The 14455-nt window shown below is 58.4% G+C and carries 16 protein-coding genes; 7 read left to right on the top strand and 9 right to left on the bottom strand.

The window, feature by feature from the left end; all coding sequences use genetic code 11:
• Positions 1-177: 177 nt before the first annotated feature.
• Positions 178-1851, bottom strand: a complete 1674-nt coding sequence (locus ACI77I_RS30510) for a DEAD/DEAH box helicase (RefSeq protein WP_094952431.1) — start codon at positions 1849-1851, stop codon at positions 178-180.
• Between the two features lie 422 nt (positions 1852-2273).
• Between ACI77I_RS30510 and ACI77I_RS30505 the strand changes: the two genes are divergently transcribed.
• On the top strand, positions 2274-3065 hold the full coding sequence (locus tag ACI77I_RS30505; protein WP_242155141.1) for a crotonase/enoyl-CoA hydratase family protein: 792 nt from the start codon (positions 2274-2276) through the stop codon (positions 3063-3065).
• A gap of 117 nt (positions 3066-3182) precedes the next feature.
• Here the strand turns inward: ACI77I_RS30505 and ACI77I_RS30500 are convergent, their stop codons facing one another.
• Positions 3183-3938 (bottom strand): spermidine synthase, encoded by a 756-nt coding sequence (locus ACI77I_RS30500; RefSeq protein WP_094952433.1) that lies wholly within the window; start codon positions 3936-3938, stop codon positions 3183-3185.
• Between the two features lie 124 nt (positions 3939-4062).
• Between ACI77I_RS30500 and ACI77I_RS30495 the strand changes: the two genes are divergently transcribed.
• The gene (locus ACI77I_RS30495; RefSeq protein ID WP_094952434.1) at positions 4063-5409 is read left to right on the top strand and encodes a class II 3-deoxy-7-phosphoheptulonate synthase; all 1347 of its coding nucleotides are present in this window, start codon (positions 4063-4065) and stop codon (positions 5407-5409) included.
• A gap of 78 nt (positions 5410-5487) precedes the next feature.
• Here the strand turns inward: ACI77I_RS30495 and ACI77I_RS30490 are convergent, their stop codons facing one another.
• Together ACI77I_RS30490 and ACI77I_RS30485 are read right to left on the bottom strand one after the other, a co-directional pair.
• Positions 5488-6708 (bottom strand): winged helix-turn-helix domain-containing protein, encoded by a 1221-nt coding sequence (locus ACI77I_RS30490; protein ID WP_094952435.1) that lies wholly within the window; start codon positions 6706-6708, stop codon positions 5488-5490.
• 45 nt (positions 6709-6753) lie between these two features.
• A complete protein-coding gene (locus ACI77I_RS30485) occupies positions 6754-6960 on the bottom strand; it encodes a DUF1127 domain-containing protein (protein WP_242155138.1) in 207 nt (68 codons plus the stop codon).
• 70 nt (positions 6961-7030) lie between these two features.
• Between ACI77I_RS30485 and ACI77I_RS30480 the strand changes: the two genes are divergently transcribed.
• Positions 7031-7912 carry a LysR family transcriptional regulator gene (locus ACI77I_RS30480; protein ID WP_406999887.1) on the top strand — a complete coding sequence of 294 codons (882 nt, stop codon included), beginning with the start codon at positions 7031-7033 and terminating at the stop codon, positions 7910-7912.
• Here the strand turns inward: ACI77I_RS30480 and ACI77I_RS30475 are convergent.
• A complete protein-coding gene (locus ACI77I_RS30475) occupies positions 7902-8651 on the bottom strand; it encodes a sulfite exporter TauE/SafE family protein (protein ID WP_406999885.1) in 750 nt (249 codons plus the stop codon). The two genes, ACI77I_RS30480 and ACI77I_RS30475, sit on opposite strands and share 11 nt — an antisense overlap.
• A gap of 108 nt (positions 8652-8759) precedes the next feature.
• Here ACI77I_RS30475 and ACI77I_RS30470 point away from each other — a divergent pair, with 108 nt between their 5' ends.
• From ACI77I_RS30470 to ACI77I_RS30460, 3 genes are all read left to right on the top strand, one after another.
• Entirely contained in the window at positions 8760-9710 is a 951-nt protein-coding gene (locus ACI77I_RS30470; RefSeq protein ID WP_094952439.1) for a LysR family transcriptional regulator, read from the top strand.
• Positions 9711-9790: 80 nt separating this feature from the next.
• Positions 9791-10243, top strand: coding sequence for a MarR family winged helix-turn-helix transcriptional regulator (locus ACI77I_RS30465; protein ID WP_094952440.1), 453 nt, complete (start codon positions 9791-9793; stop codon positions 10241-10243).
• A 262-nt stretch (positions 10244-10505) separates the two neighbouring features.
• Entirely contained in the window at positions 10506-10925 is a 420-nt protein-coding gene (locus tag ACI77I_RS30460) for an organic hydroperoxide resistance protein (protein ID WP_094952441.1), read from the top strand.
• A 66-nt stretch (positions 10926-10991) separates the two neighbouring features.
• Here ACI77I_RS30460 and ACI77I_RS30455 read toward each other — a convergent pair whose 3' ends face one another.
• From ACI77I_RS30455 to ACI77I_RS30445, 3 genes are all read right to left on the bottom strand, one after another.
• Positions 10992-11564 carry an elongation factor P gene (locus ACI77I_RS30455; RefSeq protein ID WP_003218698.1) on the bottom strand — a complete coding sequence of 191 codons (573 nt, stop codon included), beginning with the start codon at positions 11562-11564 and terminating at the stop codon, positions 10992-10994.
• 301 nt (positions 11565-11865) lie between these two features.
• Positions 11866-12387, bottom strand: coding sequence for a hypothetical protein (locus tag ACI77I_RS30450; RefSeq protein WP_406999883.1), 522 nt, complete (start codon positions 12385-12387; stop codon positions 11866-11868).
• Positions 12388-12427: 40 nt separating this feature from the next.
• Positions 12428-12601: a gp19.5 family protein gene (locus ACI77I_RS30445; RefSeq protein ID WP_406999889.1), complete on the bottom strand. Its 174-nt coding sequence runs from the start codon at positions 12599-12601 to the stop codon at positions 12428-12430.
• A gap of 239 nt (positions 12602-12840) precedes the next feature.
• Here ACI77I_RS30445 and ACI77I_RS30440 point away from each other — a divergent pair, with 239 nt between their 5' ends.
• On the top strand, positions 12841-13716 hold the full coding sequence (locus ACI77I_RS30440) for an FRG domain-containing protein (protein WP_406999881.1): 876 nt from the start codon (positions 12841-12843) through the stop codon (positions 13714-13716).
• An 89-nt stretch (positions 13717-13805) separates the two neighbouring features.
• Here the strand turns inward: ACI77I_RS30440 and ACI77I_RS30435 are convergent.
• Positions 13806-14455 (bottom strand): DNA-directed RNA polymerase (locus ACI77I_RS30435; RefSeq protein ID WP_406999879.1); only part of this gene is annotated, 650 nt, incomplete at its 5' end.

Below are 14455 nucleotides of genomic sequence, written 5' to 3'. Positions count from 1 at the left end.
TACCCAGCGCCCCCACGACAACCAAAGAATTCAACCCATAAAAAGATGTGTAGATACCTATGGCTATCGCAGGCAAACCAGCTCCCACATTTGATTGAGTGCGGCAAATGTCAGGCAAAAAAAATCCCCGAACCAGTCGGGGATTTTTTATGTGCGATCAATCAGCCCAAGGGCGGATCAATCTTCGCGGTAGCGACGCAGCTTCAGCTGCTTACCGGCAACGCGAGTGTCTTTCAGCTTGGCCAGCAGTTTTTCCAGCCCGTCTTCCGGCAGCTCCACCAGGGAGAAGCTGTCACGGACCTGGATGCGACCGATGGCTTCACGAGCCAGGCCACCCTCATTGAGGATAGCGCCCAGCAGGTTCTTGGCAGCGATACCATCACGCGCGCCCAGCGCGGTACGGCAGCGAGCACGGCCTTCAGCCAATGGAACCGGAGCACGACGCTCACGATCACCACGGTCTGGACGGTCGCCAGTACGCTCTGGACGATCACCGCGTGGCGCGTTGTTCGGTACCAGTGGGCGTTCTTTCTCGATGGCTGCCAGGGTCAAGGCTTGACCGTTGGTAGCTTTGCGCAGCAAGGCTGCAGCCAGGGCACGTGGGGTGCAACCGATATCGGCAGTCAGGCGGTCCAGCAGTTCGCCGTGGGTCGATTCAGCGTCAGCCACCAGTGGCGACAAGCTGTTGGTCAGTTTCTTGATGCGCGCATCCAGAACTGCCTGGGCATCCGGCAGGCGGACTTCAGCAACTTTTTGACCGGTTACACGCTCGATCACTTGCAGCATGCGGCGCTCACGTGGAGTCACCAGCAGCAGTGCGCGACCTTCGCGACCCGCACGGCCGGTACGGCCGATACGGTGAACGTAGGACTCTGGATCGTAAGGCATGTCAACGTTGAACACGTGGGTGATACGTGGAACGTCGAGGCCACGAGCAGCAACGTCGGTCGCTACAACGATGTCCAGACGGCCATCCTTGAGGGAGTCGATCACGCGCTCACGTTGGTTCTGGGCGATGTCACCGTTCAGCGCAGCGGCTTTGTAGCCTTTGGCTTCCAGGGCACTGGCCAGGTCCAGGGTCGCTTGCTTGGTGCGCACGAACATGATCAGGGCGTCGAAGTCTTCGACTTCCAACAGGCTCAATACAGCCGAGGTCTTCTGGTCAGCGTGAACCAACAGGTGAGCCTGTTCGATCGCGGTAACGGTCTGAGTCTTGGTCTGGATTTTCACGTGTTGCGGATCGCGCAGATGGCGTTCGGCAATGGCACGGATCGACTGTGGCAGGGTAGCCGAGAACAGTACGGTCTGACGGGTTGCTGGCAGCGCCTTGAAGATGACTTCCAGGTCGTCCATGAAGCCCAGCTTCAACATTTCGTCAGCTTCGTCCAGAACCAGGTGGTTCACGGTCGACAGTACTTTTTCGTCGCGACGCAGGTGGTCGCACAGACGGCCCGGAGTGGCGACAACGATCTGTGCGCCGTTACGGATTGCTTTCAGTTGTGGGCCCATAGGCGCGCCGCCGTAAACGGCCACAACGGTTACGCCTGGCATTTGCTTGGCGTAGGTTTCGAAAGCGGTTGCTACTTGCAGCGCCAACTCACGGGTTGGCGCCAGGATCAGGGCTTGCGGCTCGCGCTTGGCAGGATCGATGCAGTGCAGGATCGGCAGGGCGAACGCGGCGGTTTTACCGGTACCGGTTTGCGCCTGGCCAATCATGTCTTGGCCGGCCATGATGATCGGGATCGATTGCTGCTGAATAGCCGAAGGTTCTTCGTAGCCAGTCGCGATGACGGCAGCAAGAATGTTCGGGTTAAGATTAAAAGCGGCGAAGCCGCCGGTTTCCTGGGTCATGGGTCTGCCTCTAAGTGCATCCGCAAAGACCCATGCTCCAAAGCTGCGCATGCCGTGTTGAGACTCAAGAGTCGCCCTGGCTGCTTTGTCGGCGGGGATTTGCGAAAACGAATGAATGAAAAAGATTCGTCAAGGGAGAGTCCGCTGTACGGACGTGCAGCCGAAGCTGACTTCGGGGAATTGCGCTACCTAAACGCGGCCCGGTTAAAGGCCGGCGCGCACTATACCGGAAATAGCTGAAAAAGGGAGCTTTTTTTATAGAAAAGCACCGATAAACCGCGCTGCATCAAAGCCTTTGCGGATAACTGCGCCAGGGGCTATTTTTCAAAGGCCCGGCCCTGTTGGTCATAACGCTTAAACGGTTCACCTGTCGAACAAGACCTTTAGTCTGAAACTCAACCCAAGCCCTGAGGGCGCACCCGATGAATCAAGCCAGCAGCAGTCGCGTCAGCCGTGAATTACAGGGCCATGTCTTGCTGTTAGGCCTGGACCGGGTCGCCAAGCGCAATGCCTTTGACCTGGACCTGCTCAATGAGCTGAGCCTGGCTTATGGTGAATTTGATCGAAACGATGAGGCGCGGGTGGCCGTGGTGTTTGCCCACGGCGATCACTTTACCGCAGGGTTGGACCTGGCCAATGTCAGCGCCGTGATGTCGGGAGGCTGGCAACCGCCGCTGGGCGGCTGCGATCCGTGGGGCGTGTTCGCCGGGCCCAGAGTCAGCAAACCGGTGATCGTCGCCGCCCAAGGTTACTGCCTGACCATCGGCATCGAGTTGATGCTGGCGGCGGACATCAACCTCTGCGCGAGCAACACGCGCTTTGCGCAGATGGAGGTGCAGCGTGGGATCTTCCCATTCGGCGGCGCGACGTTGCGCTTCCATCAGGTGGCCGGCTGGGGCAATGCGATGCGCTGGTTGCTCACCGGCGATGAATTTGATGCACACGAGGCGCTGCGTCTGGGCCTGGTGCAGGAAGTGATGGCCAGCGAAGACTTGCTGCCCCGCGCCATTGAACTGGCCAGCCGTATTGCCCGCCAGGCGCCGCTGGGTGTGCAGGCGACGCTGATGTCGGCACGCCTGGCGCGCATGGAAGGCGAAGCCGTCGCGGCGCCAGGGTTGCAAGCGGTGGTGGAGAAGCTGCTCAACAGTGAAGATGCCAAAGAGGGCGTGCGGGCGATGGTTGAGAAGCGGCCGGGGGTGTTCAAAGGTATCTGAACAGGCTGCTGACGCCATCGCGGGCAAGCCTGCTCCCACATTTGAAGGGTGTTCACCTGTTGAAATGCATTCAAAATGTGGGAGCAGGCTTGCCCGCGATGGCGTCAGTACAGGCAACTAAGTGGCCGGCCGAATAGCCTTGATCAACGCCTGCAACGAGTACCCCAACTGCGGCGCCAAGGCTTCTGCGCGCGCCGTTAGCGCCCCCAGGTCCAACTCCTGATCCAACTCCGAAGGCACCAACAAAATCACATTGCCCTCCTTCACCGGCAGCTCCCAGTAATGCCGGTGATACAACCCACGCAGCAGCGCCGCCCCCAGCGGTTTGCCATCGTCGGTGGCCCACTGGTTGATCACCAGCCAACCGCCGGGGTTGAGTTTCTTCTGGCAGTTTTCCAGGAAGGTCCAGGCCAGATGGCCGACGCCGGGGCCGACATCCGTATACAGGTCGACGAAAATCAGGTCGGCCGATTCAGCGCTGTCGAGCAATTGCAGCGCGTCGCCAATGCGGATGTACAAGCGGGGGTCGTCATCCAGCCCCAGGTATTCAATGGCCAGGCGCGGCACATCCGGGCGCAGTTCAATGGCTTCGACGTCTTCCAGCGGCAGGAACTTGAGGCACGCCTGGGTCAACGTTCCGGCGCCCAGGCCAAGGAACAGCGCGCTCTCCGGTTGCTCATGGCACAACGCGCCAACCAACATGGCGCGGGTGTAGTCGTATTCCAGCCAGCTCGGGTCGGCGGTAAATACGCAGCTTTGCTCGATGGCGTCGCCAAACTCGAGAAAGCGGTAATCCGCCACTTCGAGCACACGGATCATGCCGAAATCATCATGGACTTCAGCCAGCAGGCGCTCGACACGCTCCTCGGTCATCACTACTCCTAAAGGGTTTACCGTACGGCAAAGGCGCGATTGTCGGCCAACCAGCGGCAACAGGTCACGCACTAATTGCTGATAACATTGGCGCCCGACCGTCAATCAACCAATCGAGTTCATGATGAGCCAACCCTGGAGCCCCGACAGCTGGCGCGCCCTGCCGATCCAGCAACAACCCCAGTACCCGGACGCTGCACACTTGCTGCAAGTGGAGCAGAACCTGGCCAGCTACCCGCCGCTGGTGTTTGCTGGGGAAGCCCGCGAGTTGCGCCGTCAATTTGCCGAAGTGACCCAGGGCCGCGCGTTCCTGCTGCAAGGCGGTGACTGTGCCGAGAGCTTTGCCGAGTTCTCCGCCGCGAAAATCCGCGACACCTTCAAAGTACTGTTGCAGATGGCGATCGTGATGACCTTCGCCGCCGGCTGCCCGGTGGTGAAAGTCGGGCGCATGGCCGGTCAGTTCGCCAAGCCGCGCTCGGCCAATGATGAAACCATCGACGGCATCACCCTGCCCGCCTACCGTGGCGACATCGTCAACGGCATTGGTTTCGACGAGAAAAGCCGCGTGCCGGACCCGGACCGCCTGCTGCAGTCCTATCACCAGTCCACGGCCACGCTCAATTTGCTGCGCGCGTTTGCCCAAGGCGGTTTCGCCGACCTGCACCAAGTGCACAAGTGGAACCTGGACTTCATCGCCAACTCCGCACTGGCCGAGAAATACAGCCAACTGGCCAACCGCATCGATGAAACCCTGGCGTTCATGCGCGCCTGCGGCATGGACAGCTCGCCACAACTGCGCGAAACCAGCTTTTTCACCGCCCACGAAGCACTGCTGCTCAACTACGAGCAAGCCTTCGTGCGCCGCGACAGCCTGACCAACGATTACTACGACTGCTCCGCGCACATGCTCTGGATCGGCGACCGCACCCGTCAGTTGGACGGCGCCCACGTTGAATTCCTGCGCGGGGTGAACAACCCGATCGGCGTCAAGGTCGGCCCAAGCATGAACCCCGACGACCTGATCCGCTTGATCGACATCCTCAACCCGGACAACGACCCCGGCCGCCTCAACCTGATCGCACGCATGGGCGCCGGCAAGGTGGGCGACCACCTGCCCAACCTGATCCGCGCCGTGCAGCGCGAGGGCAAGCAGGTGCTGTGGAGCAGCGACCCGATGCATGGCAACACCATCAAGGCCAGCAGCGGCTACAAGACCCGCGACTTTGCGCAGATCCTTGGCGAGGTGAAGGAGTTCTTCCAGGTGCACCAGGCCGAGGGCAGCTATGCCGGCGGGATTCATATCGAGATGACCGGGCAGAACGTCACCGAATGCATCGGCGGCGCGCGCCCGATCACCGAAGACGGCTTGTCGGACCGCTACCACACCCACTGCGACCCACGGATGAATGCCGATCAGTCGCTGGAACTGGCGTTTCTGATTGCCGAGACCTTGAAACAGGTTAAACGTTGAGATTTTGTGGCGAGTGAGGTTCCCGTGGCGAGTGGGCTTGCCACGACAAGCCCGCTCGCCACAAAAAACCGCTACAACTCATGTTTGTAGCATTGCCACTCTTAACCGAGCAGCACTGGGCCGCTGGCAATTGAGCTGCACCTGTTCCAGCCCCAGCCAATCAGCCATCTGCCGCAGGTTCAGGGCCAACGCCTGCATGCCTTCCTCATCCAGCCCCGGCTCTTCTTCGTGCACCGCGTGCACCGCCAGGCGCCCGTTGGCGCGTTCGGCACGCAGGTCCACCCGTGCAGCGATTCGCTCGTTGTGCAAAAACGGCAGCACGTAGTAGCCGTACACCCGCTTGGCTTGCGGGGTGTAGATCTCCAGCCGGTAACGGAACGCGAACAACCGCTCAGTACGGCTGCGCTCCCAGATCAACGAATCGAAGGGCGACAGTAAGGCACTGGCCGGAACCTTTCGCGGCACTTTCGGCTCGGGCAGGCAGTACGCCGGTTGTTTCCAGCCTTGCACCTGGCACGCCAGCAACTGCCCATCCTCGACCAGTTCCGCCAGGCGGCTGCGGCTGTCGGCGGGGTCCAGGCGAAAGTAATCGCGCAGGTCTTTTTCAGTACCCACGCCCAACGCGGTTGCGCTGTGCAACAGCAAGCCGCGCTGGGCGCAGGCTTCGCTCAGGGGCGCTTGCTGAAGAATGTCAGCGGGAATCACCCGCTCGGGCAAATCATACAGCCGCTCAAACCCGCGCCGCCCCGCGACCGTGACCAGCCCCGCAGCGAACAGCCATTCCAGCGCGTGCTTTTCATCACTCCAATCCCACCATGGGCCGGCGCGCTCCTCACGGGTCGATAAACTGCCCGCACCCAGCGCGCCCTGCTGCTCGACGGTCTGCAGCACGCGCTGAATGGTGGCCTGCTGCTCGCGCCCAAAACGCGCCATCTGCGAATAGATCCCCTGCCCCAGCTTGGCCCGCTCCATGCGCCAGCGCATCAACGGGTACAGCGCCATGGGCAGCAAGGAGGCCTCATGGCCCCAGTATTCAAATAACGAGCGCCGTCGCCCCTGGCTCCAGGCGGCTTGCTCAAGCATCAAAGGGGAATAATTGCCCAGGCGAGAAAACAGCGGCAGGTAATGCGAGCGCACCACGGCATTGACCGAATCGATCTGCAGCACGCCCAACCGCTCAATCAAACGATTAAGGTGCGCGGCCTTGACCAGTGCCGGCGCCTGGCGCCCGGAAAAACCCTGGGCCGCCAGTGCTATGCGTCGAGCTTGCTTGAGTGAAAAAGACAGGTCGGCGGGCATAGGTTTCTCCGTGTGGGCGCGCCGACTACCCTACTGCATCCTGGGTTACTTTCGCAGCGGGTCTTGCCAGAAATGCAGGTGACGGTCCTGCTCGACATCGCCGCGATTGAGCCCGATGTCCTTGAGCGCGTCATCACTCAAGCTCGCCAATGTCTGACGCTCATGATGCAGCGCCTGCCAACGGGCCACCCGCTGAAACAGCCCGGAAAACGGACGTTTCGCCATCAACACATAACCTTTCTGACCTTTCATCTTCTCGCCCTCCAGTGGGGATGACGAGAGTGTGTGCCCGGCCTTATGATCAATCCAACGAATGTTTCTTATGCAATACATCTCGGAGATTGATCAATTGTCCGGCTACCCCAGCATCGACACCGAAGTACTGCGCACCTTCGTCGCCATCGCCGACCAAGGCGGTTTTACCCGCGCCGGCGAGCTGGTCAACCGCACGCAATCGGCGGTGAGCATGCAGATGAAACGCCTGGAAGAAGACGTGTTGCAGCGCAAGCTGTTCGAGCGCGATGGCCGCCAGGTGCGGCTGACGCCCGAAGGCCAGGTGCTACTGGGTTATGCGCGGCGCATCCTGAAGCTGCACAGCGAGGTGTTCAACACGCTGCGCGAACCGCACATGGTCGGGTTGGTGCGCATCGGTACGCCGGACGATTACGTGATGCGTTATCTGCCGGGCATCCTCAAACGGTTTTCCAAGGCGTACCCACTGATCCAGATCGAGATGCATTGCGAGTCTTCCACGGTGCTGATGCAGCGGCGGGACTTGGCATTGACGGTTATCAGCCGTGAGCCCGGCAGTGAAATCGGCGAGCTGTTGCGCACTGATCGTATGGTGTGGGTCGCCTCGTCGTGTTTCTGCGTGGACGAGCATGAGGCCTTGCCTCTGGCGATTTCCGGCGCTGACTGCCTGTACACGAATTGGGCGCGAACGGCTCTGGACGCGGCCGGGCGCGATTATCGCATGGCTTATCACAGCTCCAACGTGGCGGCGATTCAGGCGGTGGTCAACGCTGGCCTCGCAGTCATGATCAGCATGGAAAGCCTGGTCACTGAAGAGCTGCAAATACTCGGCAGCGACGAGGGCTTTCCAGCGTTGCCGTCGATGAGCCTGCGGCTGCTGCGTAACCCGTCCATGAACTCCCCCATCACCGACTGCCTGGCGGAGTACATCCTCGAAGGCTTCAAACTTTAAAGGTCAGCATCAACGCACACACGACCAGAAAGCCACAGAACAGGCCGCGCAATACCCGTTCCGGCAGCGCATGAGCGACTTTCACGCCCCAACTGATACTCAGCAGCCCACCGACCGCAAGAGGCACGCCGATCATCCAGTCCACCTCGTGGTGCCAGGCATAGGTCACGAGGGTCACGCTGGTGCTGGGCAGCGCCAACGCCAGCGACAAGCCTTGGGCGACCACTTGGGAGGTGCCGAACAGGCTCGTCAAGACCGGCGTGGCAACCACCGCGCCGCCCACGCCAAACAAACCGCCCATGGAGCCGGACGCAGCACCCAGCACGCCAAGCCATGGCCAGGAATAGCGCATCTGCGCAGTCGGCGGCGTATTGCGGATGAACATACGCACCAAGTTGTACGCCGAGAGCGTCAGCAAGAACGCGATAAAACCAATGCGCATGGCGCCGGCATCCAGGCCGACCGCCCAGATCGAACCAAGCCAGGCAAAGCTGAAACCCATGACCCCCAGCGGCAACGCGTGGCGCAGCTCGATGCGGTTGCGCTGGTGGTAACGCCACAGGGCCAGCATCACATTGGGCACCACCATCACCAGCGCAGTGCCTTGCGCGAGCTGCTGGTCCAGGCCGAACAACACCCCGAGCACCGGAATCGCGATCAGCCCGCCACCAATGCCAAACAGGCCACCGACCGTGCCCAGGGCCGCGCCCAATATCAGGTACATCGCTAAATCCACCACTGCGCATCACTCCAAAAGCCCAAGCCATGCATGCTACGCAGTCGGCTCTGGTGTGGAAACGCACAGCAACGCACAATGGCTGTGCCAATCTCGCATAAGCAAGCGCCCATGAACCCGAATACCCTGACCGACCAACTGAGCCTATTTCTCGATGTGTTGGAAACCGGCAGTTTTTCCGCGGCCGCCCGCCGCCACCCGCTGACACCGTCGGCGGTGGCACGGCGTATCGACAGCCTGGAAAGCTCGGTGGGCAGCCGCTTGTTCCAGCGCAGCACCCATGCGGTGGTGCCGACACCGGCAGGCCTGGCCTTTGCCGAGCGGGCGCGGCGGATTGTCAGCGAGTTGCAGCTGGCCCGGGCCGAGGCGGTGTCTTTGAGCCATGCGCCAGAAGGTTTGATTCGGGTGGACGCGCCGGCGGCGTTTGGTCGACGGCACTTGGCGCCGGTGATTGCCGACTTTCTGAAGGTGTACCCGGGGCTGGATGTGCACCTGCATTTGATCGATAGCTTCGTCGACATGCAGGGCGCGCACCTGGGCAAGGTCGACCTGGTGCTGCGCGCCGGGCATATCGTCGACACCCGGCTGATCGCCACACACTTGGCCAGCATCGTGCGCATCGCCTGCGCCAGCCCGGCCTACCTGAAAAGCCGTGGCACGCCGACGCATCCGCGAGAACTGAGCGAACACGATGGCCTCGACTGGGACGGCCTGGCGCCGATGTTCGCCTGGCGCTTCGAATTGGATGGGCGCCGTGCCACCTATCGCCCGCAGCGCATCCGCATGAGTGCCAATAACGCCGAAGCCCTACTCTCCGGCGCCCTGGCCGGGCTGGGCATCGCGCATTTACCCACCTGGCTGGCCAGTGAATACTTGGTGCGCGGCGAACTGCTGCCGCTGTTTTGCGAAAACGGCCTGCCCAGCCCGGAAACCAGCGGTATCTACGCGCTGCGCCTGGAACAACAAGCCAACGCCCGCAGCCGCCTCTTGCTGGAATACTTGAAGGCGCGCTTCAGCCCCATACCGCCGTGGGACCTGGCGTTGCAAAGCGGATTGGTCTGACCCTGCGGACAGAATTATCTGGCGCATTAAACATTTGAACGCTAGATTCCAGCCCAGACACGCTTTTTCGAGGCACCGCCATGAGCAAAAATCCCGCCCCGTGCGAAAACCTGATGCTGGACAACCAGTTGTGTTTCGCCCTGCACTCCACGTCGCTGCTGATGACCAAGGTCTACAAGCCGCTGCTGCAAGCCCTCGGCCTGACCTACCCGCAGTACCTGGCCATGATGGTGCTGTGGGAAGAGGATGGCTTGACCGTCGGCGAAATCAGCAGCCGCCTGCTGACCGATCCGGGTTCGCTGACGCCGCTGCTCAAGCGCCTGGAAGCCGAAGGCCTGCTCAGCCGCACCCGCAGCCGCGAAGATGAACGCGTGGTGGTGGTGGAATTGACCGAGGCAGGCCGTGCCTTGCAGGAAAAAGCCATGGGGGTTCCGCAGTGCATCCTCGGCGCCAGCGGGCTGCAGCTGGAGCAGTTGCGTACGTTGCAAAGCGATTTGATTGCCTTGCGTAGAAATCTGCAGGCTAGCGTCTGACGCCGTAGACCCAACGCCAAATACCCAATGTGGGAGCTGGCTTGCCTGCGATCGCGGTACATGAGTCATGAATACATCGGCTGACACACCGTAATCGCAGGCAAGCCAGCGCCCACATTTGTTGGTGTGGTGTGTCAGGAGATCACTCATCGCAGAATATTTTTGTACATTTACCTTGCGCACTAAACATTAGCGCTATACATTCGCCTCACCAACTACTTAGCGCGCAACTATTTAGCGCTAAAATCAAGAGGACGACACCATGCAAACTCTCTACACCGCAGTAGCCACCGCCACCGGCGGCCGTGATGGTCGTGCTGTTTCCAGCGACAATATCCTCGATGTCAAACTCTCCACCCCCAAAGAACTCGGCGGTGCCGGCGGCCAGGCCACCAACCCTGAACAACTGTTCGCTGCCGGCTACTCGGCCTGCTTTATCGGCGCGCTGAAGTTCGTCGCCAGCCAGACCCAACGCAAAATCCCGGATGACGCTTCGATCACTGCCCACGTCGGCATCGGTCAAATCCCCGGTGGTTTCGGCCTGGATATCGACCTGCACGTGAGCCTGCCGGGCCTGGCCCAGGACGACGCGCAAAGCCTGGTCGACGCCGCTCACCAAGTCTGCCCGTACTCCAACGCCACCCGTGGCAACGTCGATGTACGCCTGCACGTGACCGTCTGATTAACAGACGCCCATAAAAAAGCCCGACGCTAGGTCGGGCTTTTTTTCGTATCGGCGGGGCCAGAATTACTTCTTGGCGCGACCTTTGTACGAACCACCTTCGCGGGTGTCGATCTCGATCAGGTCGTCGATTTCGATGAAGTCAGCCACTTGCAGCTCGGTACCGTTAGCCAGCTTGGCAGGCTTCATGACCTTGCCCGAAGTGTCGCCGCGAGCGGAACCTTCGGTGTAGGCAACCTTACGCACGATAGTGGTCGGCAGCTCTACGGAAACCAGGCGGTCTTCGAAGAAGATCGCTTCGCAGACGTCTTCCATACCTTCTTCAACGAACGGCAGAACGGCTTCGATATCTTCAGCGTTCAGCTCGTACATGGTGTAGTCGGTGGTGTCCATGAACGTGTAGGTGTCGCCGCTGATGAAGGACAGGGTCGCTTCTTTGCGGTCGAGGATCACGTCGTCCAGTTTGTCATCGGCGCTGTAGACGATCTCGGTCTTGTAACCGGTCAGCAGGTTCTTCAGCTTGGTCTTCATGATTGCGCTGTTACGACCAGACTTGGTGAACTCAGCTTTCTGAACCAGCCAAGGGTCGTTTTCGAGACGGATCACTGTACCGGGTTTCAGTTCTTTACCAGTTTTCATTGCATATATCCGAAATTTGGATGGGATTTACAAAAATCAAGGTGGCGTATCATATCCAACTTTCATAAAACTGGGCAATGAAAGAACTGATCGGCCATCGTAGCGGGATCATTGGGGCTCGTAAAGGCCCTTGTGCCAGCCTTGGCGCACTCTTGATCCAAACTCGGTGCAGGGCTCTAACACAACATCCAGAGGCGCGTGGGCGCACGATAAGGACCCCAGGAGGCAGGTGGGGCCACGGGGGGGGGAACTGGCGGCGTAGAACAGTTGAGGTGGTCATTCAGATTTTTCTGTCAGATTCTCAAAGGAGCCCCCACAGCTTCGATAGGGCTGGATCAAGCCTAATCGCAGATTCGTGATTGAGGTCAGAGCCCTCTGCTTCGTATGCCCTGATGCGGGCAATCACCACGCTCTCTACGGTTTTCACAAGCTCTTCTATTTCTGGAAGGCGTGCCAATAGGCCCTCATAGCTGAACCCGTTGTAGACCAAGCTCGTAGGGCCCTCTCCATATATGACTGACTTCGGGTCGTAATAGGTAAGATCAGTATGGGCGAACTGCTCGCTTCGCAGCTTATAAAGCACATCGTGAAGGTCTCGAAGGTGCTTGGGGACAACATCATTAACACCAAGCTCATGTTTGGCCTTCCTTCCTCTGTTCTTTGAGAAGGGCCGTATGTAAGCCACGGTGACATCACGCAGCAATGCAAATTTGACGTCCGGCCTCTTGTGGCGCTTGATGAGTTTGATTGAATCAAGCGCGGCCTCAAAGTCGACCGAGTACATGTAGTGGAAAAAATAACCCTCTTCGTTAAGTCTCTTCACCACGGCTCACCCTAATAGCCCTACGAGAATCCCGCATAGATCACCCGTCACAGCCGCCAAGTAAAACACAAACGACATCCCCGAAGGTTTCGACAAGTGGACCACCCTGAACAGCTCCGAGAGTCACTACGAGCAGCGCAAGGAATTTGTAGGTAGCCCGATGCTTCGCCAAGGCCTTAACGACAGCCACAAAGGTCTGCCAGCGAGTAGTCATTACGATCATGCTTCAGCCTCCTTTGAGCTGGTAACAGAGAAGGTGGTATATGGTGATAACCACCACCCACACGGGAGGTCTCAGGGAGGTCTCAGAGGTATCTCTAAGAGAGAAACTTTAAGCCTCCCTATGGTTATAGTGGGTGCTTTTGGAGCCCTTGCAGGACGTGGCCTGTAGACCTGGCAAAACTGAAAACCATGACGCCACCCAACCCAAGAAAAGCATAAGGATCTTAGTGAATGCCAATTAAAGAGATACACACCGAGTCACTAAATGAGTTTTGGGAGACAATTTCTCCAATCGGCGAACTAATTGGGGAAATGCAACGACCAATATTTCGAGGCCAAGGAGATGCCCATTGGTCACTAACCCCTTCTGTTCTACGCGAAGACATAAACTCTAAATACAAAAACGAGAGAGGAACTTACACGCAAGTTGATCAAATAGTTATGTTTGAATACTTCCTACTTCTTGGTTTTTTAAATTACTCTGACGAAATGGGATTCGCAATCCCGAATGACTCAGCTGAATTCAGAAGGCACATGGATTTTGCTGAGTTCACCAATCGCTATGGAATGGACGGTACTGGCTGGCCTTCTAAAGAGTTCTTTTCTTTCATTGCTCTCGCTCAACATCACGGCATTCCAACAAGACTTCTCGACTGGACAAAAAATCCGTTAGCAGGCGCGTACTTTGCAGTTTCACAAGCATTAAATTTGAAAGAACCCTCCGAGAACCTGGCAGTGTGGCTGGTAGACTCAGATACGCTTAAACAGACAGATAGCAAGCTTGAATATGTAACACTACCTGGAAGCACAAGCAACAACCTGGCAGCACAGAAAGGAGTATTTCTAATCCATAGACAGCAACACGGATTGGGCAGGAATACATCATTTTCGGCTGAAGAACTAAAAAATACAGTAAATGAGATATTCGAAGAAAGTAGAAGCAGTACCGCTTACAAAATAACACTACCCTCAAAGCTTGCTGGCGCTCTTCTTTTTAGGCTTAATAAATTTGGAATTTCAGCTGCAACGCTTTTTCCGGGCTTTGATGGCGCCGCGCGCGCAGCATTAGAGTTTAAGATGGCACAAAAACTTGCGGGAGTGTTATGAGTCGAGGGCCTCACTGAGGCCCAACATACCTACTGCACCACAGAGCCGAAAAACTGAAAAATAAGGGACCCGAAGGCCCCTTTAAGTAGTTACCACCCCATATAGTTGGTGGTCGTTCCATCTGTTTCGTACTGCATCATTACGTCACCAATCATCATCTGCCGGTGATCCTCGAAGCCCACAAGCGGGTCTTCCATGTGCTGCATTAGGTACTCTTCAAGCATCTCCGAAGCTCCCACCTCAGAATCCTTCTCCATGGAATCAGTGAAGAATTGAACGCCGATTGCCAGGGCATCAAGTCGGTCATCATGGGCCAGTGAGCCCCTATCTTTCGTGATTCTCGAAAGCTGATAGAAACCGCTGTACTTGATGTCAGTCGTGCCGTCGATGTTCAAGGCAGTCTCATAGTCCCGCGTAATGACATCCTCTGAGACCACCAGCTTGTGGCTACCCAGTACAGGCTCCAACACGTCACAGATGCGTAGCTCTTTCTGGCCCTTAGACTTCACCTCAGTGACCGCGCAACGGTGCGTACGGGTCATCACAGGGCTGAACAGCTTCACGTACATACCATCACCGAAGTTGCCTTCAATGATCACCTCGTTCACCTTGAAGCGCTTATCCATCTTGGTCCACTCGGGCTGGCCCAGCGGGTCCCGTGCAATCTCAAGGATCAGCTCTTCGTTGTCCTCTACCCACTGCTTGCGCTGGCTGAAGTCGACCTTATCGACCCCTGCGC

Source organism: Pseudomonas sp. D47 (assembly GCF_045447305.1).
In the GTDB taxonomy this organism is placed as follows: domain Bacteria; phylum Pseudomonadota; class Gammaproteobacteria; order Pseudomonadales; family Pseudomonadaceae; genus Aquipseudomonas.
This window is presented reverse-complemented; position numbering and strand designations above follow the sequence as displayed.